At 30.5% G+C, this 22,817-nt stretch carries 28 protein-coding genes; 6 read left to right on the top strand and 22 right to left on the bottom strand.

Annotated features, from left to right (window positions below):
* Window positions 1–8: 8 nt before the first annotated feature.
* The 16 genes from E0K96_RS04495 to E0K96_RS04570 all read right to left on the bottom strand — a co-directional run bounded on the left by E0K96_RS04495 (window position 9) and on the right by E0K96_RS04570 (window position 13,205).
* A complete protein-coding gene (locus E0K96_RS04495; protein ID WP_168081507.1) occupies window positions 9–971 on the bottom strand; it encodes a PepSY domain-containing protein in 963 nt (320 codons plus the stop codon).
* 3 nt (window positions 972–974) lie between these two features.
* Window positions 975–1,490, bottom strand: coding sequence for an RNA polymerase sigma factor (locus E0K96_RS04500; RefSeq protein ID WP_168081509.1), 516 nt, complete (start codon window positions 1,488–1,490; stop codon window positions 975–977).
* A gap of 89 nt (window positions 1,491–1,579) precedes the next feature.
* On the bottom strand, window positions 1,580–2,869 hold the full coding sequence (locus tag E0K96_RS04505) for a PepSY domain-containing protein (protein ID WP_168081511.1): 1,290 nt from the start codon (window positions 2,867–2,869) through the stop codon (window positions 1,580–1,582).
* Window positions 2,870–2,979: 110 nt separating this feature from the next.
* Window positions 2,980–3,648 carry a deoxyribose-phosphate aldolase gene (gene deoC, locus E0K96_RS04510; RefSeq protein WP_168081513.1) on the bottom strand — a complete coding sequence of 223 codons (669 nt, stop codon included), beginning with the start codon at window positions 3,646–3,648 and terminating at the stop codon, window positions 2,980–2,982.
* Between the two features lie 62 nt (window positions 3,649–3,710).
* Window positions 3,711–4,649, bottom strand: a complete 939-nt coding sequence (locus tag E0K96_RS04515; RefSeq protein ID WP_168081515.1) for a 3D domain-containing protein — start codon at window positions 4,647–4,649, stop codon at window positions 3,711–3,713.
* Between the two features lie 12 nt (window positions 4,650–4,661).
* A complete protein-coding gene (locus tag E0K96_RS04520; protein WP_168081517.1) occupies window positions 4,662–5,420 on the bottom strand; it encodes a TatD family hydrolase in 759 nt (252 codons plus the stop codon).
* Window positions 5,421–5,990: 570 nt separating this feature from the next.
* A complete protein-coding gene (locus E0K96_RS04525; RefSeq protein ID WP_087244634.1) occupies window positions 5,991–6,947 on the bottom strand; it encodes a ribose-phosphate diphosphokinase in 957 nt (318 codons plus the stop codon).
* 18 nt (window positions 6,948–6,965) lie between these two features.
* A complete protein-coding gene (gene glmU / locus E0K96_RS04530) occupies window positions 6,966–8,366 on the bottom strand; it encodes a bifunctional UDP-N-acetylglucosamine diphosphorylase/glucosamine-1-phosphate N-acetyltransferase GlmU (protein ID WP_168081519.1) in 1,401 nt (466 codons plus the stop codon).
* Window positions 8,367–8,491: 125 nt separating this feature from the next.
* Complete coding sequence (ispE, locus tag E0K96_RS04535; protein ID WP_168081521.1) at window positions 8,492–9,352, bottom strand: 4-(cytidine 5'-diphospho)-2-C-methyl-D-erythritol kinase; 861 nt, start codon at window positions 9,350–9,352, stop codon at window positions 8,492–8,494.
* A gap of 5 nt (window positions 9,353–9,357) precedes the next feature.
* Window positions 9,358–10,104 carry a sporulation peptidase YabG gene (locus E0K96_RS04540; protein WP_087244636.1) on the bottom strand — a complete coding sequence of 249 codons (747 nt, stop codon included), beginning with the start codon at window positions 10,102–10,104 and terminating at the stop codon, window positions 9,358–9,360.
* 26 nt (window positions 10,105–10,130) lie between these two features.
* Window positions 10,131–10,946, bottom strand: a complete 816-nt coding sequence (gene rsmA / locus E0K96_RS04545) for a 16S rRNA (adenine(1518)-N(6)/adenine(1519)-N(6))-dimethyltransferase RsmA (RefSeq protein ID WP_168081523.1) — start codon at window positions 10,944–10,946, stop codon at window positions 10,131–10,133.
* A gap of 132 nt (window positions 10,947–11,078) precedes the next feature.
* Entirely contained in the window at window positions 11,079–11,633 is a 555-nt protein-coding gene (locus E0K96_RS04550; protein ID WP_168081525.1) for a DUF2812 domain-containing protein, read from the bottom strand.
* Window positions 11,634–11,658: 25 nt separating this feature from the next.
* Window positions 11,659–11,985, bottom strand: a complete 327-nt coding sequence (locus E0K96_RS04555; protein ID WP_168081527.1) for a LytR/AlgR family response regulator transcription factor — start codon at window positions 11,983–11,985, stop codon at window positions 11,659–11,661.
* 42 nt (window positions 11,986–12,027) lie between these two features.
* Window positions 12,028–12,300, bottom strand: coding sequence for a hypothetical protein (locus E0K96_RS04560; RefSeq protein WP_168081529.1), 273 nt, complete (start codon window positions 12,298–12,300; stop codon window positions 12,028–12,030).
* Window positions 12,297–12,884, bottom strand: coding sequence for a hypothetical protein (locus tag E0K96_RS04565; protein WP_168081531.1), 588 nt, complete (start codon window positions 12,882–12,884; stop codon window positions 12,297–12,299). Before E0K96_RS04565 ends, E0K96_RS04560 begins: the two co-directional genes overlap by 4 nt.
* A gap of 27 nt (window positions 12,885–12,911) precedes the next feature.
* Window positions 12,912–13,205 carry a hypothetical protein gene (locus tag E0K96_RS04570; RefSeq protein ID WP_168081533.1) on the bottom strand — a complete coding sequence of 98 codons (294 nt, stop codon included), beginning with the start codon at window positions 13,203–13,205 and terminating at the stop codon, window positions 12,912–12,914.
* Window positions 13,206–13,345: 140 nt separating this feature from the next.
* Here E0K96_RS04570 and E0K96_RS04575 point away from each other — a divergent pair, with 140 nt between their 5' ends.
* A complete protein-coding gene (locus tag E0K96_RS04575; protein WP_087244642.1) occupies window positions 13,346–13,855 on the top strand; it encodes a transcription repressor NadR in 510 nt (169 codons plus the stop codon).
* 92 nt (window positions 13,856–13,947) lie between these two features.
* The gene (locus E0K96_RS04580; protein WP_087304461.1) at window positions 13,948–14,523 is read left to right on the top strand and encodes a hypothetical protein; all 576 of its coding nucleotides are present in this window, start codon (window positions 13,948–13,950) and stop codon (window positions 14,521–14,523) included.
* A 14-nt stretch (window positions 14,524–14,537) separates the two neighbouring features.
* Here E0K96_RS04580 and rnmV read toward each other — a convergent pair whose 3' ends face one another.
* Window positions 14,538–15,074 carry a ribonuclease M5 gene (gene rnmV, locus E0K96_RS04585; RefSeq protein ID WP_168081535.1) on the bottom strand — a complete coding sequence of 179 codons (537 nt, stop codon included), beginning with the start codon at window positions 15,072–15,074 and terminating at the stop codon, window positions 14,538–14,540.
* A gap of 96 nt (window positions 15,075–15,170) precedes the next feature.
* Between rnmV and E0K96_RS04590 the strand changes: the two genes are divergently transcribed.
* Window positions 15,171–15,854, top strand: coding sequence for a YjjG family noncanonical pyrimidine nucleotidase (locus tag E0K96_RS04590; RefSeq protein ID WP_087304460.1), 684 nt, complete (start codon window positions 15,171–15,173; stop codon window positions 15,852–15,854).
* A gap of 98 nt (window positions 15,855–15,952) precedes the next feature.
* Here E0K96_RS04590 and E0K96_RS04595 read toward each other — a convergent pair whose 3' ends face one another.
* The 5 genes from E0K96_RS04595 to E0K96_RS04615 form a co-directional block, all read right to left on the bottom strand.
* Window positions 15,953–16,399, bottom strand: a complete 447-nt coding sequence (locus tag E0K96_RS04595; protein ID WP_087304459.1) for a hypothetical protein — start codon at window positions 16,397–16,399, stop codon at window positions 15,953–15,955.
* A gap of 83 nt (window positions 16,400–16,482) precedes the next feature.
* On the bottom strand, window positions 16,483–17,031 hold the full coding sequence (locus E0K96_RS04600; RefSeq protein ID WP_087244647.1) for a hypothetical protein: 549 nt from the start codon (window positions 17,029–17,031) through the stop codon (window positions 16,483–16,485).
* Window positions 17,032–17,042: 11 nt separating this feature from the next.
* Window positions 17,043–17,369, bottom strand: a complete 327-nt coding sequence (locus E0K96_RS04605) for a hypothetical protein (protein ID WP_087244648.1) — start codon at window positions 17,367–17,369, stop codon at window positions 17,043–17,045.
* Window positions 17,370–17,371: 2 nt separating this feature from the next.
* Window positions 17,372–17,785: a bilirubin utilization transcriptional regulator BilQ gene (gene bilQ, locus E0K96_RS04610; protein WP_087244649.1), complete on the bottom strand. Its 414-nt coding sequence runs from the start codon at window positions 17,783–17,785 to the stop codon at window positions 17,372–17,374.
* Between the two features lie 115 nt (window positions 17,786–17,900).
* Window positions 17,901–20,348: a YhgE/Pip domain-containing protein gene (locus E0K96_RS04615; protein ID WP_168081537.1), complete on the bottom strand. Its 2,448-nt coding sequence runs from the start codon at window positions 20,346–20,348 to the stop codon at window positions 17,901–17,903.
* A 151-nt stretch (window positions 20,349–20,499) separates the two neighbouring features.
* Between E0K96_RS04615 and E0K96_RS04620 the strand changes: the two genes are divergently transcribed.
* Genes E0K96_RS04620 through E0K96_RS04630 form a run of 3 tightly spaced genes read left to right on the top strand, consistent with a single transcriptional unit; the run spans window position 20,500 to window position 22,780 of the window.
* Window positions 20,500–20,928 (top strand): Rrf2 family transcriptional regulator, encoded by a 429-nt coding sequence (locus E0K96_RS04620; RefSeq protein ID WP_087244651.1) that lies wholly within the window; start codon window positions 20,500–20,502, stop codon window positions 20,926–20,928.
* A gap of 12 nt (window positions 20,929–20,940) precedes the next feature.
* The gene (locus tag E0K96_RS04625; RefSeq protein WP_168081539.1) at window positions 20,941–21,975 is read left to right on the top strand and encodes a M42 family metallopeptidase; all 1,035 of its coding nucleotides are present in this window, start codon (window positions 20,941–20,943) and stop codon (window positions 21,973–21,975) included.
* Window positions 21,968–22,780: an HAD family hydrolase gene (locus E0K96_RS04630; RefSeq protein ID WP_168081541.1), complete on the top strand. Its 813-nt coding sequence runs from the start codon at window positions 21,968–21,970 to the stop codon at window positions 22,778–22,780. The genes E0K96_RS04625 and E0K96_RS04630 overlap by 8 nt, the downstream gene beginning before the upstream one ends.
* Window positions 22,781–22,817: the final 37 nt, after the last annotated feature.

Below are 22,817 nucleotides of genomic sequence, written 5' to 3' on the forward strand. Positions count from 1 at the left end.
TAAACTTTCTACATTTCACTTTCAAATGATACAATCTCTCCACTAATCGCATTCACTTTATAATGATACTTAGCAAATTCATCTGTAAATTCAACAATATATATAAGCTGGTTATCCTGAACATCCAAATCATCACGATATTCATAAACATTTTCTTCAGTGACCTGTGCATGTTGTAAAACTTTTGATTTCACCTGTTCATTTGTTAAATAACCACTATGACTTTCCACACCATCAATTGTAATAGACTTAAAATTCAAATGTTTGTAATGTATCAATGTATTTAAATCGTTAATAGATAAATGAATTAAATCTTCAAAATCATAATCAGGACTGACATTAATTAATTTTTGTATTAATGTAACTTTTCCAACAGAGATTCCATATTGCTTTGCAAGTGCTTCTCTTTCTTTAGAAAAGTCATAATCCTGAGAAACAACTGAAGCTTCTAATGAATAACCAGATAATATATCTTTCACATCCGTTGCGACATCTTGCTTTAATGCATTTCTTTTTTCTTGATCACTTCCCTGTACACTGACCAAGACTGAATTCTTAGCTTCGCTAATATAGCCATGTTTAAACATACTTCCAATCACAGCATTGACAGCGACATCCAAATCCGTATTTTTTAAATCCATGTCATCTAAAACAAGTACAGCATCATCATTATGACAAATTACATCATCAACACGTCTTTGATTATTGACTTTAAGTTCAATACTTGGATTGACTTCAAACGATACTGAATATGCATCTGGAGTTTGTAAAGTTATAAATGAAAAGATGCATATACAAGCAATGGTTAATATTGATAATTGCCATTTGATATTGAAATGTTTATTTTTATGTTTGTCTTCTTGAATAGGTTGAACAAATTGAATATCTTCTAGCAGTTTTTCTTTCTTTGAAGGCATATGAATATCTTGAAATTCTTCTCTTATTTTTCTTTTTATATCTTTATTTTTCAAGGCTCATTCCTCCAGACTTTTTCTAATCTTCTTCAAAGAACGGTGATATTTATTAAGAACAGTTGACAATTTTAAATCCATCACTTGTGATATTTCTTTAAATGTTAAACCCTCTACAACATGTAAGATGATGATTTCTCTTTCTTCCTGATACAAAACATCCATCATTTTTTCAATCATCATCTTATCATGTATATCATTTATACTTTCATCTACGGAATCAATATGATAATCTACAACTTGTTCTCTGCTTGATTTTCTTAATGACATATAAGTGATATTTCTAGAGATTGTTATGATCCAGGCTTTCGCATGTCCGTTCCCTTTATATAAATGTGCATTTTTATAGATTTGAATAAAAGTATCATGGGTCAGATCTTGGGCATATTCTTTTGCATGAACAATACTATAGATATAACGATAGACTTCATTATACATAAGATCATAAATATCCCCAATCACACGATTATCATCTTTTAATGCTATTAATAAGTTTTCCAGATTGTTCTCTTTTAACATCACTTTATCTCTCCCATGATGTTAATATCACATTAAATAGATAGTTATGTCTTTCTATCTTTGTAAAGTTTATATTAATTTTATGTTAATTAATCATCGTAATTAGAATTATCATTTGTATCGTCATAATTAGAATTCTGTTGTGAATCATAATTAGAGTTTTGGTCATAATTTGAAGACTGGTTATTGTTTGAACTTTGATTATAGTTTGAATTCTGATCATAGTTAGAATTTTGTGAACCTGTATTCGTATTTTGTGATCCAGAACTTGTGTTTGTTGACGAATTTGATGATTGATTTGAATTATAGTTCGAATTATCATAATTTGTATTATCATAATTTGTATTCTTATTTGATGATGAATTTGAAGTTGCTGGCTTGCTTGGGCTTGATGGCTTACTTGAACTTGATGACTGGCTTGAGCTAGATGACTGATTTGTGCTTGCCGGTTTACTTGTTCCATAATTTGATGTATCGTAATTTGTATTGTCATCATTTGTCTTTGGTTTTGAATTTGTACTTGTAGATGCCTTTGATTTTTCAGGTTCTACTTCTCTTTCTACGACACCTTTTGTAGCACTGACTTCATATTCATATTCACTTTGATTATACTGAAATTCAATATCATAAGTCAGGACACCATTTTCTGTATCATAATCAATTTCTAGATTTTTTATCTGATCTTGAGTTAATGACGCATTTTTTAGTGCAATATTTAAAGCTTCATCACGACTAATATATTGTTTTGTACTGACTGTCCCTACCATATTTTGATTATTTTGATCATCATCTATTGATTGATGAATTAAAATAAGATCCTGTGCATTCAATTTCACTAAGTCTTCTACAGTATATTGTTTTTGTGTCTGATCATCATCCATAATATCTTCTATCAGATTAGCCTTACCATAAGAAATACTATATTTCTTCATTAAATTTTCTATATCATCATCAATATCAATATTTTGTGAATATATAGCTCCTTCAATAGAATAATTCTGTAATGTTGTATAAATATATTGACTTAATTCTTCTTCTAAAGCTGTACGTTTTGTTTCATTATCATTTTCCACTGATAATAAAACTGTATTTTGATTAGCATTTAAATAACCATTTTTAACTAACGATCCTAATAATGCATTTAATGCAACATTGGCATCTGCCTGTTTTAAATCCATATCCTGTAAAACCTTTTTAGCATCATCATTAACCGCAATAGCATCTACAACTTTATGATCATCATCTAATTGTAATTGAATACTTGGATTGATATCCAAAGTGACAAGACTCGTATATTTTTGTACATTTTGACCACTTCCACATCCTGTCATTAAAAACATTGCTAATAAACTTATTCCCCATAATTTTAATTTTTTCATTTTTTTCAACTCCTTTACCCTATCAATGCATAAGAATCCTTTTTTATCACATAAAATATGAAAAAATAAAAAAATGATTTCAAAATTGATTTGAAACCATCTTTTATGCCTTATTCCTGTTGAAATTCTTCCAATATTTTTAATGAACTGCTTGTTCCTATACGACTGGCTCCAGCTTCAATCATAGCTTGACAAGTTTTCCAATCACGTATTCCTCCAGCAGCTTTGACTTTCACTTCATTACCTACTATTTCTTTCATTAAACGCACATCTTCCACAGTTGCTCCTGAAGTGCCAAAACCTGTACTTGTTTTAATGTAATCCGGTTTAACCTCTTTAGCAATTTCAGCCATTTTTACAATCTCTTCCTTTGTTAAATAACAATTTTCAAAAATTACCTTACAAATCACATGATTTTCATGACACAGTTCAACAATGCTTCTCATTTCCTGTTCAATATAATTCCAATCATGCATCTTTGCTTTACCAATGTTTATGACATAATCTATCTCATCTGCACCATCATCAATAGCCTGCTTTGTTTCAGCCAATTTGATATCTAGTGTTGTTTGTCCTAAAGGAAAAGAAATAGCTGCTCCCACATGAATATTTGTTCCTTTTAATAACTCTTTACATAACTTCACAGGTTCACTGTTAATGGCTACCATTGCCGCTCCAATACTTTTTGCTTCATTACATAATTGAATAAAATCATCTCTTGAGGCATAAGCCTTTAAAAATGTATGATCAAATATACGCGCAAGTTCTTCTTTTGTCATGATGTATACCTCCTATTGATTCTATTATATCATGAGACATAAAAAAAGAGATAGTTTCATTCCTATCTCCAAAAATTAGCATTTCCACTACCAAGAGAAATAACTTCAAATTTGGTATTATATGAAGTTCCTCCACCAAAATATTTATTTCCAGAACCTTCACTACCATTAAAAATATCTATCTTATTTCCCTTAATAGCTCCACCACGATCCACAACAATTCCATAAATAGTTCCTTCTGTATTCAAATTATGATTTGAAATTTTAATCACAGTTCCAAATGGAATAGAACGATCTGCCGCTAAACAATAATATTTCTTTCCATTATAATATAAATATGGCGAATTTGTATTATTGACACCACTTGTAGGTGATAGCTTAACCCCTGATGATGAAGTACCTCCACATCCTGTACAATCTCCACCATATAGAGTTAAACGACCAGTAAATGTTGTTCCTTCAAGGACACCACCATATTGAATAATTTTATCCACTGGTTTTTCAATAATTTCTTCTTTAATCATTTGTTTATTTGTTTCTTTTCCATTGGCATAAGTGAAAAGATAAGTTCTTTTTGCTTTTCCATCTTTTCCTTCTTGAACAACTGTTTTTGTCCAGCTTCCACTACCTTTTGTTTTTGTTGAGTATGGTATTTTCTCTATTTTTTCTACTGTTTTTGTTTCAACTCTTGTGATTTCAATATAATCATCTTGTTGAACAATCTCTTCTTTATCTTTATTTAAAGTATCTTTTGTATCTAACTCAACATTCAATTCATTTAAGACATTTGATACTGTATCCTGCTTGACCAAATAATCCTTTTCCTCCTGCAATCCATCTTTTAATGTAATGTCTACAGTTGGAATAAAATTCGTAATCTGATTGACGGCTCCAGATGATACAGTTGCTAACATAATAACAACGTATACAACCGCCATTGCTAAAATTCCTTTTGTTCGGCTATCAGCCGAGACAATCGCCTCTTTAGCTTTGTTTAACATAAAATATCCTCCTTATTTAATCCCAAACATTTTTTTGGCATTAAATGTTGTGATTCTAGCAACGTCTTCTATCTCCATGTTCTTAAGCTTTGCTATTTCCTGGGCAATATACACAACATTTGCTGGCTCATTCAACTTTCCTCGAAATGGGTGAGGTGTTAAATAAGGGCAGTCCGTTTCAATCATCAAATGATTTATATCAATTGATTTCGCAACTTCCTTAGGGACTTTTGCATTCTTAAATGTCACGGGTCCAGCTAACGATATTTCAAAACCTATATCAACATAGCGTTTTGCCATTTCAGCCGATCCACTATAACAATGCATAATGCCATAATGTGCAGTTTGTTTTAAGATATTGTAAGTATCTTCATAGGCATCTCTAGCATGAATCACAATGGGCTTTTGATATTTTTTAGCAATTTCAATTTGCTTTATAAAAATATCTTTTTGCTTTTCATGAGGGACTTCTTCCCAATAATAATCTAAACCTATTTCTCCTAAAGCCACTACACATGGGTCCTGAAGCAATTTTTCAATTTCATTTAAATCTTCATCAGTTGTATCCTTACAATCATTAGGACTTATTCCGACTGCTGCATAAATAAATGAATACTCATGAGCTATCTCAACAGCCTTCTTTGATGACTCTAAATCATATCCTACAACAACCATATTTTCGACTTGATGATCTAAAGCATTTTGAATAAATTGATCTCTATCAGGATACAATTGTTCACTATTTAAATGTGTATGTGTATTGAAATACATCTCCATCACCCTGAGGCATAATAACAAATATTTAAAGCTTTGTCAAATTTCTAAAAACACAAATATACAATTATTCCCATTTTATCGACATTTTTCTTATTACAAAGTATCCTCATTTGTTAATATAACAAATAGATAAAACTTTACTTTTGAAATATTCCAAGTTATCAATTATGCTCTTATCATGTCAAAAAACGTTGAAATCACAGACATCATATTTATAGTATGTCTATTTCTCAATGATTTAATCGTTTTATCTAAAATTCATTTCACAAAATATATTATGTTATCCTTGATAAAATATTTATTATCATATTTTGTTACTAAATATTATAAACTACAAAACCTCCACCAGTATATATATGAGGTACTGATTTCTTCACCGCTCACAATTAATTTAAAGAACTCTTTCAAATTAAATAAGCTGATAAACACATCAAGTATCAAAAGATATCTATAAAATTGTTATTGAAAATTTTCAATATTTATCAGACAATATTTTAGATATAAAAAGCTGTAGTGAAACTTTATCATAATTGTTTCATTACAGCTTTTAAACATATTTAATAATTATCCTTTAAAATCAAAATGTTGGAATACATCACTAACAGGTAAATCATTTTCAATACTTTCAATTGTATATGCTAATAACTCAGCTACACTAATTTGTACTAATTTATCAAAACGTTTTTCTTCTGGAATAGCAATTGTATCTGTAATAATAACTTCTTTTGCGACACAATCTTTTAATCTATCTACTGCTGGTCCTGATAATACACCATGAGTACAAGCAATATAAACATCTTTAGCACCTTTTTCTTTTAAGATTTGTGCTCCAGCTACAATTGTACCAGCTGTGTCAATCATATCATCAATTAAGACACAATTCTTACCTGCAACATCCCCAATAATACCCATAACTTCAGCAACGTTTGGTTTAGGACGTCTTTTGTCAATAATAGCAATTGGACAATCCAATGCTTCTGACATTTTTCTAGCACGCGTTGCTCCTCCATGATCTGGTGATACAACACATAAATCTTCAATATTTTTATTTTTAATATATCTACAAATAAGAGGTAAAGCTTCCATTTCATCAACTGGAATATCAAAGAATCCCTGAATTTGACGTGCATGTAAGTCTACTGTCACAACTCTATCAACCCCAGCTACTGTTAATAAGTCAGCAACTAAACGTGATGTAATTGGTTGTCTTGGCTTTGCCTTACGATCTTGTCTAGCATAACCAAAGTATGGTATAACTGCTGTAATTTCTTTTGCTGATGCACGTTTTAAAGCATCAGTTAAAACTAAAATTTCCATTAAGTTTTCAGTAACTGGATTTGATGTTGATTGTACAATAAAGACATCTTTTCCACGTACTGATTCTTCAATTTCAACTAAGATTTCACCATCTGCAAAATGATGAACTTTACTTTTCCCAACTTCTGTCCCTAAAATATCAGCCATTGAATGAGCTAATTCCTGATTAGATGATAAAGCAAATATTGTTATGTTATTTTTCATTTTTACCCCATATTCTCCTTATTTTTTATTTTTATTTCGTCTTTCGTATTCTTTTTCACGTATTTCTTTTAATATCTTACTATAACCTTGTTTATTTTCTTGTCTAGCTCTCGCAATTGCCATCGCATCTTCATCAACTTCTTTAGTAATTGTTGATCCTGCTGCAATATAAGCATTCTTTCTCACTGTGACAGGAGCTACTAAATTGGTATTACATCCAATAAAGACATTATCTTCAATCTTTGTGAGTGATTTATTTTTACCATCATAGTTAGATGTAATTGTTCCACAACCAAAGTTAACATCTTGACCAACCTGAGCATCTCCTACATAAGTTAAATGTGAAGCCTTGCTTCCTGCACCAAAGTCAGCTTTTTTCATTTCTACAAAGTTACCTAAATGTGCATTCTCATGAATATGACAATTTGTTCTCAATCTTGCATATGGTCCAATATCTACACCACTTTCAATAATTGAATCACTTAAAACAGAGAATTTAATTTCAACATTATCTTTAATTTCCATATTTGTAAATTCACAATATGGTCCAATATGACAATGACTTCCAATCACTGTTTTCCCTTTTATAATACATCCTGGTTCAATAATTGTATCGTGTCCAATCACAACATCTCTACCAATATACGTATTAGATGGATCAACAATAGTCACTCCATTTAAAAGATGTTCACGATTAATACGATCTCTTAAAAATTGTGTTGACTGAGCTAATGCTACGCGATCATTAATACCACCAACTTCATCAAAATCATCAATCTTATAAGCATCTACTTTTAAACCTTGATGATTCATGATTCCAATAACATCAGTCAAATAATACTCATTTTGTGCATTATCATTTGTCACTTGACTTAATGCTTCAAATAATGCTTTATTGTCAAAACAATATTCTCCAGTATTCATTTCTGTAATATCTTTTTGACTTTCTAATAAATCTTTAAATTCCACAATTCCTGTGACTTGACCATTTTCTTTAATAATTCTTCCATAATGCGTACTTGGATCACAATCAGCACTCATAATTGTTGCCTGATTATGATGTTCTTGATGATACGCAATCAATTCTTTTAATGTTTCTTTACGAATCAATGGTGCATCACCACATAAAACAAGAGTCATTCCATCTCGATTAGCTAAAATATCTTTAGCCTGCAATACAGCATGACCTGTACCAAGTTGTTCTGTTTGATCAACAAAAGTGACATCATCCACAATTGCTTTGACTTGATCAGCTTCGTGACCAACAATCACAATTGTTTCATCTACACCTAAAGCCTTTAATTCATCTACAACATGATTAATCATTGGCTTATATAATACTTCATGTACTACTTTTGGTTTATCAGACTTCATTCTTGTGCCTTTACCAGCAGCCAATACAATAGCATATACTTTCATTTTTTTCTCTCCTTATCGCCACTATTCTAACAAAAAAATATATAAAAAAAAAGAGGAAACAGGGAAATACTTATGTTCATACCCATATTTTTCCATACTTTTTTACAAAAACAAAAGTTAGTTGTTTATAACTTCAGTGAATCCTTATTTAAAATCTCTGTTTTTCTGACAAAAGCATATCTATTCAAAAAGAACTGATACCCTTTTTCTAACAACTCCTGATCTTGAGTTAAACCAAATACACAAGAACCACTTCCAGACATTAAAGCGCCATCAAACCCTAATTCTTTCATTTCTTCTTTAATTTTTAATATATCAGGGACTATCTTTAAAGATGGTTCTTCTAGAGTGTTTCCTAAACATTTGACAACCCCCTGATAGTCATTATTTTCAATAGCTTCTTTCATATCCATGATTGGAGGATGCTCAGCATTTTTTAAATCTAACATACCAAATGATTTTTTTGTGGATACTCCTTTTTTAGGTTTAACCAACAGTACATAACAATGAAAATCCCTTGAAATAAATTCAAGCTTTTCTCCAATTCCTTTCACTAAAGCTGTTTTTTCATAAATACAAAATGGTATATCTGCTCCTACTTCTTTACCAATATCAGCTAATGTTTCCAATGATAAATTTAATTGAAAGATTTGGTTCATCGCTTTTAAAACAGCTGCACCATCCCCACTTCCTCCAGCGAGTCCTGCTTGTGTAGGAATATGTTTATAAATATGAATCTTGACTCCATAAGGAATTTGATAACGTTCTATGAGTAACTGTGCAACTTTATACATGATATTTCTTTGATCAGTTGGCATACGATTGGTATTTGCAGTAATTTGAATACCATGATCAATCTTTTCAATATAAATTAAATCATGTAATGTAATAGGTGCCATGATCATCTCTAAATCATGATACCCATCTTCTCTTTTTCTGACAACATCTAATGCTAAATTGACCTTTGCATAAGCTCTTATTTTCATTTCTCTCATCCTCTCGTTGGATATATTTTTCTTGCGACACCTCTTGTATCAATACCACCCATACCACTTTGTTTATGCGATGTATGATTGATAATATCTTCAATATCACAATAATTTCTCACACTCTCATTAGCAACCAGACTGGCAATATAAACAGGATCTAAAGCATGAATATTCATACGTTTAGGACTGGAAGCAAAGTTAGCTCCACTCGCCAGTAACATTTCATAATAAGATTGACATGCCCCAGCAATAATAATTAAGGCATCTTTGTCACTTTGATATAAACGTGCTTTTTTCACTGCTGCCATATAATCTAATGAATGTTGATAATTCTGTCCAATACTTTTATCAGCATTTTTTCTTAACGCATCATGTCCAGTAATGACTAAAATCTGAGGCTTGTGTTTCTCTAATAATTCTATCACTCGATCAGGCATCTCACTTTCTTTCATATAATAACAATCAGCCCTAATCTTTAATTCCTCATATTTCTTTTGACACATCTTCAAATATTTTTCATCACCATCAAGATGTAAAACTTTTCCTCTGATCACAGGATGTCTTTCCATCACAAAACCATCTTCTAGCTGTGGCTGAACTTCACTCAACTCTAAATCATCCAACTCACTATCTGCAATCAATCTCAGTTCTACACCTCTTAAATAATAAATATTATCTTTAATATCAAAAATCTCAAATAAGATATCGCGATTATATTTTTTCCTGACAACATAATCTCCAATTTTCATAAACCTCACCCATATATCATATGAATTTATAAATAATGTGTGAGTTTTATATAATCTTCAACACTTAATTGTTCTGGTCTTTTTTTCAAATCAATACCACATTCATTTAATATGTTTTCTGTATTTTCTAAAAACAATCCTTTTAAATTATTATAGATTGTTTTTCTTTTTTGTGTAAAAGCCTGTTTTAAAATCTGTGTTAAAAGTGGGTTATATGTCTTTTCCATCATAATAGATAAAATTGCACTATCTACTCTTGGAGCAGGTGAAAATACATTTTTAGAAACTGTCATATCTAAAGAAGCTTGACCAATACTTTCTATCATAAAAGTCAATGGACTATGATAAGAAGCATCTGTTAATTTCAGTGCCACTTCTTTTTGAACCATAACATGTATACTATCAACATCAGCCTGAGAAGTGATAATATGTTCTAAAATATCTGATGTAATATAGTATGGTAGATTTGCTACAATACAAATCTTTGAATATTGTTGTCTATAATGATTAACTATTTGTTTTAAATCAACTGTTAAAAAATCTTGAAAAATAATCTCTACATTTAAACATTCATTTAATGATTCTTCTAAAACAGCCTTTAATCTTGTATCAATTTCATAGCTCACAACATGTCCCGCCTGATAAGACAATTGTTCTGTTAAAGCTCCTATTCCTGGACCAATTTCAATAACACAAGTTTGTTGATCAATAGGCGTACAAGCCACAATTTTTTGAATGACATTTAAATCTATTAAGAAATTTTGTCCAAACTTCTTTGTGGCTTTCATATTGTATTTTTCTAATAAATACATTGTATTCGCTTTTTTTGCTATATCTTTCATTCTCTCACCTAAAACTTATTATAATCTAATTTCATCTAAAAGAAAAGCAACCTATTTCAAGCAATCAAAAAAGTATCAATCTTAACCCAAAGTTTTGAATGATACATTTTTAAAACTGACTTCAACTCCACATTATTTGAGAATTGATTTTTTGATTAAAATATATTTAATAGATGCATATAGAATTGTCGCTAATGCTATAATCAAAAAGAAATAATAAGATACAAATCCTAGAAAAGTATTTGTATAATTTGAAAGGGGAAAGATTGAAAAAAAGATAACAAATAAACAAGCTAAAATACAACCATGTTGAAATTGTAATTGTGCATCTCTTATCAAATCTTCTCTTGTGACTTTGATCTGTGATATTAATGAAGCTTGATCTGTATAAAAAATAAATTCACCACTATTTCTAAAACTGACAGGCACATTTGTAAATAATGTCCATCCCTGATCTTTCATATCTTGAATATATGTCTTTTCTAAAGAATCATCTTCGAATCTTTGATATTCAACAAGATATCCAATCTGTTTTTTATCTGATTTTTTAAAAGTAAACACCAGAAAATGTAATGGTGGAAATAATATAAATGGAACGATTGATTTTAAACAATAGCCTTTTGTTGCTTTTTTATTGATATATCTTTGAATAGCAGTCATGCCCATATCCGTTTTTATACAAAACATATCAATCCCTCCTTGTCTTTATAATTTATAATAATTGAATATGACTTTTATAGGCTCTACCAATTTGTAATGTTTCATCATTCTTTAATAAAACATGATCAGTAAAAATATTTTGAATCCATTGTTTATTGACAATAAATGATTTATGAATTTGGATAAACTGTGATGATTGAATTGTATCTAGAAAAGCTTTTAAGTTTTTTCTTTCTACCATTGTGCCATTAATAGAATGAATAATAATAGAATGTCTTAATGATTCTACATAATAGATATGTGATAAACGAATTTGAGATATAATTCCATTTCTCTGGTATTGATAGTATTGAAATTTATCCTGAATATCATGAAGCATAGTCGCTTCATACTTTTTGAAGTCTTCTGTTAATGACTCTTTTTAAAAATAAAGATTCACTTTTAATCTCATACATTCACTAATCAAATCATAGTCTTTAGGACCAATCACATAGTACAATGCATAATCAAAATGCGGTTGATCTTCAATCAGTTTTAAATCTTCTCTTTGGTGAATTTCAAAAATATAAATATCCTGATGCGTATTTTTTGAATAAGGAACAATTTGATATTCTAACTGTTCTTTTTGAAAGAACTTTTCAAATGATTGTTGAATCACTTGATTATTTTTTGAAGAAATGCTGACTCTAATCATTTTGATTGCTCCTTATCTATTCTTTCTAAGTAATAAGAAAGATGTTCATGAGAATGTAACGCATCCAAGATATGATAACCGTCTTTGAAATGAATACCCTGTTCTTTCATGAAATCAACAGCCTGATTAAAATCCTTTCTGCCTGATAATGTTAAAGCTATAAAGCTATATATAGAGCCATCATACATATGCACATGAAACCAGACATCATAACCAATGGCTCCATAAGGTAAACGTGGAACTTTCGCATATGTGATAGCGATATAATCAATCTGACTGAGTTCTATTGTCATTTGATATTCTAAACGATGCGTATGCAAAAGATGTTTAAAGAAAGACGAAATCTTCATCAACATATTATCATGATAAGTATATTGTAGTGTCTTTTGATTAACTTTCCACATCAGTTCACAATAACTGATACCTGGAAAAACAATAAATACACCTATCAAAATAATGATAACTCCCACAATATTCATACCTTGCCAAGCTGTACTCATACATAATGTCAATCCAACAAAACAAATAGCCACTAATGCTGTAAAAGCTGTTTTTAACTTAGGTTTACCAACAACATATTTCATAAGTCATCTCTCCTTTTCCATATCAATTTAAAATCTCATTCTAAATAATTCATTATGAGCATTGAAAACTTCAAATTCATCATCTTGACAGTTCAAATGCTCCACAACAAATGCTTTGATTTGTTCTTTAGATAAAGAGAACCAACCTCTCACTGATTTTTGACCATAATGAGTCCATCTTCCCATTTGATTGAATACTTTCAGAGAAATATTATCTGCATTTTTAAAAACAATAAAATAATCAAATTCTGTGTTTTCATCTAAATGCAATTGAAAAGTGCCAAGAAACGGTTTTAATTTGGATAGAAATGTTTTTTTCATATTTCCCCTCTCCTTTCACTTTTCATTTTATGCCTTTTTATACCATTGTAAATAGATATGACACCAACGACATCTTATAGACTTATTCTACTTTATTTTATGGTTGAAATCATTTATAATTTGTTGTGAGGTAAAACATTATGGATAGAAAAGAGAAAATTATTGAAGAAATCAAAAAAAGCGATAAGCCTATATCAGCATCTACACTGGCCAAAAAACTTGGCGTTTCCAGACAAATCATTGTCGGTGATGTGGCATTAATACGTGCCAGTGGAACCAATATTATTGCGACACCAAGAGGTTATATATTAGATTCCAAACAACAAAATCAAACTTATACCATTGCGGTCAATCACTCTCAAGAACAAATGGCTGATGAATTATATACGATTGTGGATTTGGGTGGATGTGCTATTGATGTTATTGTGGATCATCCTGTCTATGGACAACTCACTGGTAAATTACATTTATCATCTCGTTATGATGTTGATCAATTTATAAAAAAAGTCAATAACAATCAGGCTAAACCTTTAAGTCAATTAACTGATGGTTTACATTTACACACGATTCAATGTCCAAATGAAGACACATATCAACGTATTGTCAGTGCATTAGATGAAAAAGGATATTTATTTAAGAAGGAGATTTAATTCTTCTTTTTTTATTGACACATTTTCTTTTTTGAATATAATAGGTCATAACATGTGTCTTGACACATTAATTGACAAGGAGATGTAGAAATATGAAATCACATAAACATATGCAAGTACTCGTTTTAGCTTCATTATTAATTGCTGTAGGAACAGTCATTCCTATGTTAATGCCTAAAATTATTGTTGGACCAATGTCTTTTACCTTAGCTTCACATGTTGCGGTCATGATAGCCATCTTTATTAGTCCAGCAGTAGCCATTGCTGTTGCTTTAGGAACAACACTTGGTTTCTTTATGGCAGGTTTTCCATTTGTTGTTGTCATGAGAGCTCTTACTCATGTCATTTGGGCTTATTTAGGTGCAAAATATGCGCAAAAGAATCCACAAATCTTTGAAAAACCAATCAAAACATTACAGTTTAATATTGTGATTGCATTGATTCATGCCATTGGAGAAATGATTATTGTGATTCCTTTCTATTATGGAAATGGAATGGATATCCAAATGTTCTGTTATATGATTTTTGGTTTAGTAGGCTTAGGAACTATTATTCACAGCTCTATTGATTTTTGTATCACTCTTCCTGTATGGAAGGCTTTAAGTCAAAGCAGAGTTATCACTGGTGTTTCACAAGTGAAAAAAATCAATCTCATTAAAAACGCATAAAAATAAGCATATAATCATTGAAGGTTATATGCTTTTAATTTATTAAGAATATCTTGTTTTGTAATGGATGCCATATTTAATCTTTTGAATAATGTTTTCGCATTTCCATAACCTAAATGAAACAAATCATAAATAGCCAATCTTTTTTGTTTATCACCAATAATATCTAAAGAAATAAATTCTTCCCATGTCAATGACTGACTTTCTTTAGAAAAGCTCACAACATTTTCTAATGCCTGTATAATGGCTTCTTCTCTTGCTTCAGCAATCCCTAATTTCTTTTTTCCAATAGCATCTTTTTTATCTACAAAAGCCTGCTTAACATGAGGAACTCTTTCCATAATCATATTTCGAATACGCATACCAGGATAATCAGGATCAGTCAAAATAATAACTCCTCTTGTTTTTTCTAATTCCTCAATCAATTCCAATGTTGCTTCATCTAAAGCTAAACCATGTGTTTCTATTGTATCTGCATCAAATAATTTTTGAATCACTGCTGTGTCTGTTTTTCCTTCTACAACAATCACTTCTTTGATTTTTTTCTTCATTCTTCTTCACCATATTCATTATACTATATTTTTATCATTTTTCATTGTCAATAAAGCACTTTTATCAGTATAATATGGTGACAAGGGGTTGATATCATGAAAAAATATAAATATTTGTTATTTGATGTAGATGGAACTTTGTTAGATTTCAACAAAGCAGAAGAACAGGCACTTATCAATACATTTCAAAAATATAATATTGTCCTCACTGAACAGATGAATCAAAGATATGAACAAATCAATAAACAGTTATGGAAAGATTTTGAGAATGGACTCATTGATAAAAAAACAATTGTTTATACACGTTTTGTTCAATTATTTCAAGAATTTGGTATTGATGAAGATGGCATTGTTTTTGAAGATGATTATCAGGATGCTTTAGGTGAAGGATATTTTCTTTTGCCTCATGCTAGAGATATACTTGAAAAGCTTTATCAAAAATATCCATTATACGTTGTAACAAATGGTGTATCTAAAACTCAATATAGTCGTTTAAAAGGAACACATATTGATCAATATTTTCAAGATATTTTTGTATCAGAAGATATTGGTTATCAAAAACCAACTCGAGAATACTTTGATTACTGCTTTAAAAAGATGAAAAACATAGATTTAGATCAAACTTTAATTATTGGCGATTCTCTATCTAGTGATATCCAAGGTGGTATCAATGTAGGTATTGATACTTGCTGGTATAATCCTCATTGCATTGAAGAGCCTCAGGATATGAATATCACCTATATCATTCAGGATTTAAGAGAATTGCTGGACTTATTATAGTTGAAGCTTACAGCGTGATGCTGTAAGCTTTTTTATCATCAAATCGTCATATCATAATGCCATATAAAAAGTCCTGTATTTCTACAAGACTCATACATTTATTTTAAATTTCTAAAAACATCTAATACATCTTCTGATAGACCATCTGACACAATAACCATATGATCATTCACTTCTACTTTTTTCTTATCATCACCAATTGTCTTTTCACTCATAATACGATTGAATTCATCACCATCTTCATAACGATACACATCAATGTTTCCATTATCTGTTACATAGCGATATCCTTCTACACCACCAACACTTGTTGCATCTAATACATTCTTAGATGAATAAGTAATATTTCCTTCCTTAAGTCCATTTTCAAATCGCGTATACCAATCATCTGTTTGATTCATTGTCGTATTATTGTTGTTGTTTTCATTTTCTGTAACATTTTCAGTTGAACGATTGTTATTTGCTGTATCGTTTGGTGTATCTGTCTGACTGCTACATCCAGTAAAGAATGACATACATAAAAGCAAAACTAAAATTTTCTTCATATTCTTACCTCCACATACATAGCATGGACAAAGATTCTAAGAATATACAGAATTTATAGAAATAATCATATATATAGAGATATTTATTTTCTCTTGTAAATTATCGGTTCGTCAAATCCAAATACTTTTTTTCCACGAACTTCCATTGATTCATCAACTTCTAAATAATCTTCACAAAATCTTTCAAATAAATGAAATTTTAATACCGGTGAAAACATACTGTCACTTCCACCTTCCCATACTTTCCCAGTGTAATGATAAATCGCTGGTGTAAATTTTTCTGATAAATTTAATCTTTTATAAGATACTTCTTTCATTTGCTGATACGTAAAACTATCTTTATCATATCCATCAGGTAATTCATAAGATGTTAATTGAACATCTTGTCCTTCTTGAGTGAATAAAAACAAATGTGGTGTCGCACGTGTTTGTCCATCCATCGTATAATAACTTTCTTCAACCATAAAAATTCCCTGAAAATCATCTGGAAGATCTGTTATCTTATCATTACAGATCGTATTGACATGACGCGCATATGGATAAGCAATTCCTGCTTTTTCTTTTTGTTCAAATTGTTCCTGATTATCAAAATTTCCTGTTAATACACTCATAAAATGATTTAATTCTTTCATATTGTTTCTCCTTATCTCCTTAATATTTTATCTTTAACTAAAAACATAGCTGTAATACCTGGAATAAAAACACTACCCACAAATGACATCACTATATAAATAATCATTTGTGAACTTCCTATACTACTAATAACACTATATATAAATGAAAATACATAACATATACATGTTAAATAAAATCCACGTTTGTCATTTCTCAACAGTAGCTCAATTAATCCTATAATAGCAACTATTGCTAAAACAACACTTATCCATCTTGCTTCAACAACATTTATACATGTTGTAAGTGCACAGATGGCTATTGCAACAAGCAACCATATCTTTGTCTTCTTTTCCAAATCTATTCTCCTTCTCTTGTGATTTTCTTTAATATGTTGATCATCTGTTGGCGTTCATCATAACTTAATGACTTTAATATTTGTTCATCCCATTCATGAAATAAATCTTGGCTAAAATGAAAAACATTTTCACCTTCCAAAGTCAAACATAATATTTTTGCACGTTTGTCTTTTTCATTTGGTTTTTGTATTAAAAAACCATTATCTACAAGTTTATTGATTGTACGATTCAAATGACCAGCATCTAATTTTAAAGCCTGCGAGATTTCACTAGGCGAACATGACCCTTTTTTACCAATATAAATAATGATATATAATTGACCATAACTTACACCTATTTCATTTAATCGCTCACTACAATATTTTGTAAATTGCTTTCTTAAAAGCGTTATATAAAATGCAAATGAATCAGTCATAAATCCCTCCTGTTTACTTGACTAAGTCAAATATATACCATTTAATTGACTTAGTCAAGTATTTTATAATATAAAAGACTTACATTGTTAAATATTCATGTAAGTCTTTCCTTTCTTATTCATTCACTTTTTCAAAAGCTTCAGGTATAAGATGTTTATCTTCTTTATTTTTAAAACGATAATAAAGAATTGTTAATAATGAACAAATGATAAATATACCTACAAAAACAATCATTTCTGTTGATATTGATGCATTAGCCATACTAATGACTTTTCTAAATCCATTCACACTATAAGTATAAGGGACAAATGGATGAATCACTTGATAAAAGAGACTTGATGTTTCTAATGGATATGTTCCTGCTGATCCACCAAGATTGATAATCATAAAAATGAGTAGTAAGAATTCTCCAATATACCCAGTTGTGAGTGATAACAACATCACAAGTGACATAAATGCAGCTGAAACAATAATTGCGAAAAGATATGTCATCAATAATTGTTGAGGTTCAAAACCACATATCCACCTTAAACTTGTAATTAAAACGATTGCTGCTAATGTAGAAATACTATACATAACAGAGGCTTTTGATAACCAATATTTGACAGGTGATGAAGCTTGTTTTATACCTTCTCTGATTGGATACATCAATGTCAAAGCCAGTGCAGCAACATATAATGCTACGCTCATCATATAGGGTGCCATCGCATGCCCATTATTTTCTACAACTGAAATTTCTTGATGTGATGTCTCTACAGGAGCTGACATCATATCTAAAGTCTTATCATCGATATCAAGACTTGCTTTTTTTACACCATCAGCTAAACTTTCATCTAAAGTTTCGAGTCCATTTTGTAATGTCTGTAAACCTGAACCCAATGTTTGAGAGCCATCACTTAACTGTTGTGATCCATCTTTGATTTGGGTAGAACCGTCACTTAACTTAGCAGAGCCGCTTATTAATGCATCATTATTTGATACGATTTTTGAAGTTCCTTCATATAATGCTTTTGCTCCTTGATCTAATTGTTGAATGCCATCAATAAGTGCTGGTGTCTGTTTTTGAAGAGCTGATAGCCCATCATTCATTTGTTGACTACCATCTAGTAACACTTGACTTTGACTATTCAATGTTTCTAAGCCACCATAGACTTGTGTTACACCGTTCATATAAGTTTCAAAACCAGGTTTCAATGTTTCTTCTACTGAATTATTTAAAGATTCTAATCCTGTTTGTACTTTTTGACTTCCTGCTTCTAATTTCTGTGTATTCCCATAAACTTGTGTTAATCCTGAACTTAATTGATTGATTGCTTCTTGATTTCCACTTGTGACAGTTTTTACCAATTCTGTATATGAATAATGCGTTAATAAATATTGAGCAGTTTGATTATCCTTAGCAATAAGATTAGCTTCATCCATGCTCAATGACCTATTCATCCATGTCTGAGCAATGGTTGGATTTGTAGTAAGTATTTGATTTAATAATGTTGTTGCCTGATTCAAAGAATCATTTGCTTGATTTGCTGAAGATATTTTATTCATATTATCAGATGATAAATTATTTTTTAATTGTTGATCCAACTGTGTTAAGCCTTGTAAGACTTGCTTATTTCCATCAACAAGCTGATGAACACCTTGATTGAGGCTATCTATTCCATTATTTAATGCTTCATTGTTTTCAATAAGTTTCTGTGTCCCCTGATAAGTTTGTAAAACACCATTTGTATATTTTTGGAGACCTTCATTCAATGAAGAAGAACCCGTTGCAAGCTGTTGAACACCATCATTTAATGGTTTTGTTGAATCATTGAATGTATCTAAACCTGTTTTTAAGGAATAAACGCCATCATGAACAGTCAATACACTATCTGTATAATCTTTTAACCCCTGGCTAAGTGTTTGAACACCATCATCAAATGTTAATGAACTGCTTGCTAAAACTTGAAGATTATCCGAAATAAGTTGATTTCCATCTGTTAATTGTTGCGAACCATCTACTAATTGACTCGTTCCATCCTGTGCTTCTTTCAATCCATCTGTTAATGTTCCCACTTGTTCAAAGATAGTTTTCGCATATGTTTTCGTTACTGTTTGAGAAACTTCTTCTTTTATTTTTTCAATAGCTGAATCATCCATCTTTGAAGCAATATAATTACTTCCTGGATTTGTTATATATTGAAGTTTCATCTTTTGTGGTTGTTGATCTAAAAGCGTCGTTGCATTTTTTGAAAAATCTTCAGGAATACTTATAATCATATAATATTGACCGTTCTTTAAACCATCCTGTGCTTTTCCTTCATCTACACATTGAAAATTCATACTTTGATTCTCTTGCAGACGATCAACCAATTCTCCTCCTACATTCAAAGTTGAATTCCCATAATCAACCGCTTGATCATGGTTGACTACAGCAACTGGTATTTTATCCGTATTTCCGTAAGGATCCCACATAGACCCTAAAAAGATACACGCATATAAACTTGGAATCAAAATGATTGCAACCAGTACAACTTTTATCCAAGTGTGATGAAAAATATTTTTCCATTCTTGCTTAAGCATAAAATTCCTTCTTTCTTCTCATCTTTAGATATTTATTATCCATAGATATATAATATCTATGAAGTATTATATAAATTTATACATATTTGTCAACTCTTTTAGATACAAAGTGTTATTTTTCTGTTAAAATAAAAAAGAAGGTGATAAGGATATGAAGATTAGAAAAAGTTTTGAACAGGCTATTTGTATATTACTTTTAATTGGGGCACAGGATAAACCTATTAAAAGTCATGAATTGAGTGAAAAACTACTTGTATCAGATTCTTATCTCAAAAAAATCACCAGACAACTTGTTGTTTCTGGCTTAATTTCATCTATGGCAAATAAACGTGGGGGATTTGTGTTAACCAAATCATTGGATTGCATTTCTTTATTAGATATCTTTGAAGCTATGGAAGGCAAAGAAGCTTTTGTCAAGACAACACATCTGGTAGAAAAGGTTTTTGATTCTCAATTGAGAGTCAAAGAAACTGAAGACTTTATTGTTGATTATTTAAATGCAGCAGAATGGCAATACAAAGAAAAATTAAGAGAAATCACTTTAGCTCAAATTGTGGATGCTGCACATCAAAAGGAATAAGGAGATTATTTTATGAATGCATACATACTTTCTATTTTAAAAGATATTATGGCTATTGATAGTCCTTCTGGTTACACTAAAGAAGTTATTCAATACTGTCAAAAAGAAGCAGAAAATTTAGGCTTTGAAACAAGCCTGACAAATAAAGGGAACTTACAGATATTTGTCAAAGGAAAAGATGATTATACGATTGGATTTTGTGCCCATGTCGATACATTAGGATTAATGGTGAGAAGTATTAAAGATGATGGGACAATAGCTTTTACTAATGTAGGTGGCCCAATCATCCCAACTTTAGATGGTGAATATTGTCGTATCATCACAAGAGATCATCAAATCTATACAGGTACTATTTTATCTGATTCACCAGCAGCTCATGTTTATAGTGATTCAAAAGAGAAAGAGAGAACTTGTGATACAATGCATGTACGTATTGATGAAATGGTAAAATCAAAAGCAGATGTTCAAAAACTTGGTATTAATAATGGAGATTATATTGCGATTGATCCAAAAACAACAATTACCGATTCTGGTTTCATCAAATCACGCTTTTTAGATGATAAAATGAGCGTTGCTATTTTGTTTGGAATTTTGAAACATCTTTCACAAAATCATATCCAACCATTACATAATCTTTATTTTATGATTTCTACATTTGAAGAAGTCGGACATGGAAGCAGTTATGTTGACCATCAGGTTGATGAATTGATTGCAGTAGACATGGGATGTATTGGCAAAGACTTATCTTGCAGCGAATATGATGTCAGCATTTGCGCTAAAGATTCTAGTGGTCCTTATGATTATGATTTGACTTCAACTTTTATAGAACTTGCTAAAGAAAAGGATTTACAATATGCTGTTGATATTTATCCATTTTACAGCAGTGATGTGTCTGCTGCTTTAAGAGGTGGACAAAATATCAAAGGTGCATTAATTGGACCTGGTGTTCATGCTTCTCATGGTATGGAAAGAACACATATACAAGCTGTAGAAAACACTTATCAATTGGTGTTGGCTTATATTTGCAAAGGAAAAGATCATGAATAAAAAATTGTTATTATTTGATGTTGATGGAACACTTGTAAGTTATCAAGGCATTGTGCCACAAAGTTGCGTTGATGCACTAAAACAAGCAAAAGATAATGGACACTATGTCTTTGTTGTGACTGGTAGAACACGTAATCGTGCAGTCGTTGATCAGATTAAAGTGAGTGGCATGATTTGTGGTAATGGCGCATATATTGAATGTGAAGGAAAAGTTTTAAAAGACCAAAAGCTTTCTTTAGAAGATGTTAAAGACATTACAGATTATTTAGATCATCATGATATTTGTTATTTTATGGAAGGTAATGATGGATTATATGGTTCTCACGATTTTGAAACAAGAGCTGTACCAACTTACCAAAAATATGGTCATTCAGGTACACCTAAAATTCGTGACATCTATCCAATGATGGAATTTCCTCAAAGCATGTATCAAAAAAATATTACCAAAATCAATTATATTTTAAATACATATCAGGATTATCTTGATTTTAAAGAACATTTTCCCCAATTCCAATGTTTAACTTGGGGTGGTCAAGGTGAAGATGCTTTATTTGGTGATTGTGCATTGCCTCATATTGATAAAAAATCAGCTATTGAACAATTAATTGATTATCTAGACATCGATCAAAAAGATATTTATGCTTTTGGAGATGCCGAAGTTGATATTCCGATGTTTCAATGTGCTGGAACAAGCATCTGTATGGGAAATGGTAGAGAAGCAGCAAAAAAAGCTGCGAATTATATCACAAAAGATGTCCAAGATGATGGTATTTTTGAAGCTTTAAAATATTTTAAAATTATCTAATAAAATTTATTTTCATATCTAAACAAAAATTCATTGG

Source organism: Massilimicrobiota sp. SW1139 (genome assembly GCF_012027715.1).
Classification (GTDB): Bacteria; Bacillota_I; Bacilli_A; order Erysipelotrichales; family Coprobacillaceae; genus Allocoprobacillus; species Allocoprobacillus merdigallinarum.

Excerpts from the sequence above, each read along its gene's own strand:
- E0K96_RS04500 (WP_168081509.1), bottom strand. The coding sequence starts at position 1,490 with ATGTTAAAAGAGAACAATCTGGAAAACTTATTAATAGCATTAAAAGAT.
- E0K96_RS04505 (WP_168081511.1), bottom strand. The coding sequence starts at position 2,869 with ATGAAAAAATTAAAATTATGGGGAATAAGTTTATTAGCAATGTTTTTA.
- deoC (WP_168081513.1), bottom strand. The coding sequence starts at position 3,648 with ATGACAAAAGAAGAACTTGCGCGTATATTTGATCATACATTTTTAAAG.
- E0K96_RS04515 (WP_168081515.1), bottom strand. The coding sequence starts at position 4,649 with ATGTTAAACAAAGCTAAAGAGGCGATTGTCTCGGCTGATAGCCGAACA.
- E0K96_RS04520 (WP_168081517.1), bottom strand. The coding sequence starts at position 5,420 with ATGTATTTCAATACACATACACATTTAAATAGTGAACAATTGTATCCT.
- E0K96_RS04525 (WP_087244634.1), bottom strand. The coding sequence starts at position 6,947 with ATGAAAAATAACATAACAATATTTGCTTTATCATCTAATCAGGAATTA.
- glmU (WP_168081519.1), bottom strand. The coding sequence starts at position 8,366 with ATGAAAGTATATGCTATTGTATTGGCTGCTGGTAAAGGCACAAGAATG.
- ispE (WP_168081521.1), bottom strand. The coding sequence starts at position 9,352 with ATGAAAATAAGAGCTTATGCAAAGGTCAATTTAGCATTAGATGTTGTC.
- E0K96_RS04540 (WP_087244636.1), bottom strand. The coding sequence starts at position 10,104 with ATGAAAATTGGAGATTATGTTGTCAGGAAAAAATATAATCGCGATATC.
- rsmA (WP_168081523.1), bottom strand. The coding sequence starts at position 10,946 with ATGAAAGATATAGCAAAAAAAGCGAATACAATGTATTTATTAGAAAAA.
- E0K96_RS04550 (WP_168081525.1), bottom strand. The coding sequence starts at position 11,633 with ATGTTTTGTATAAAAACGGATATGGGCATGACTGCTATTCAAAGATAT.
- E0K96_RS04555 (WP_168081527.1), bottom strand. The coding sequence starts at position 11,985 with ATGCTTCATGATATTCAGGATAAATTTCAATACTATCAATACCAGAGA.
- E0K96_RS04560 (WP_168081529.1), bottom strand. The coding sequence starts at position 12,300 with ATGATTAGAGTCAGCATTTCTTCAAAAAATAATCAAGTGATTCAACAA.
- E0K96_RS04565 (WP_168081531.1), bottom strand. The coding sequence starts at position 12,884 with ATGAAATATGTTGTTGGTAAACCTAAGTTAAAAACAGCTTTTACAGCA.
- E0K96_RS04570 (WP_168081533.1), bottom strand. The coding sequence starts at position 13,205 with ATGAAAAAAACATTTCTATCCAAATTAAAACCGTTTCTTGGCACTTTT.
- E0K96_RS04575 (WP_087244642.1), top strand. The coding sequence starts at position 13,346 with ATGGATAGAAAAGAGAAAATTATTGAAGAAATCAAAAAAAGCGATAAG.
- E0K96_RS04580 (WP_087304461.1), top strand. The coding sequence starts at position 13,948 with ATGAAATCACATAAACATATGCAAGTACTCGTTTTAGCTTCATTATTA.
- rnmV (WP_168081535.1), bottom strand. The coding sequence starts at position 15,074 with ATGAAGAAAAAAATCAAAGAAGTGATTGTTGTAGAAGGAAAAACAGAC.
- E0K96_RS04590 (WP_087304460.1), top strand. The coding sequence starts at position 15,171 with ATGAAAAAATATAAATATTTGTTATTTGATGTAGATGGAACTTTGTTA.
- E0K96_RS04595 (WP_087304459.1), bottom strand. The coding sequence starts at position 16,399 with ATGAAGAAAATTTTAGTTTTGCTTTTATGTATGTCATTCTTTACTGGA.
- E0K96_RS04600 (WP_087244647.1), bottom strand. The coding sequence starts at position 17,031 with ATGAAAGAATTAAATCATTTTATGAGTGTATTAACAGGAAATTTTGAT.
- bilQ (WP_087244649.1), bottom strand. The coding sequence starts at position 17,785 with ATGACTGATTCATTTGCATTTTATATAACGCTTTTAAGAAAGCAATTT.
- E0K96_RS04615 (WP_168081537.1), bottom strand. The coding sequence starts at position 20,348 with ATGCTTAAGCAAGAATGGAAAAATATTTTTCATCACACTTGGATAAAA.
- E0K96_RS04620 (WP_087244651.1), top strand. The coding sequence starts at position 20,500 with ATGAAGATTAGAAAAAGTTTTGAACAGGCTATTTGTATATTACTTTTA.
- E0K96_RS04625 (WP_168081539.1), top strand. The coding sequence starts at position 20,941 with ATGAATGCATACATACTTTCTATTTTAAAAGATATTATGGCTATTGAT.
- E0K96_RS04630 (WP_168081541.1), top strand. The coding sequence starts at position 21,968 with ATGAATAAAAAATTGTTATTATTTGATGTTGATGGAACACTTGTAAGT.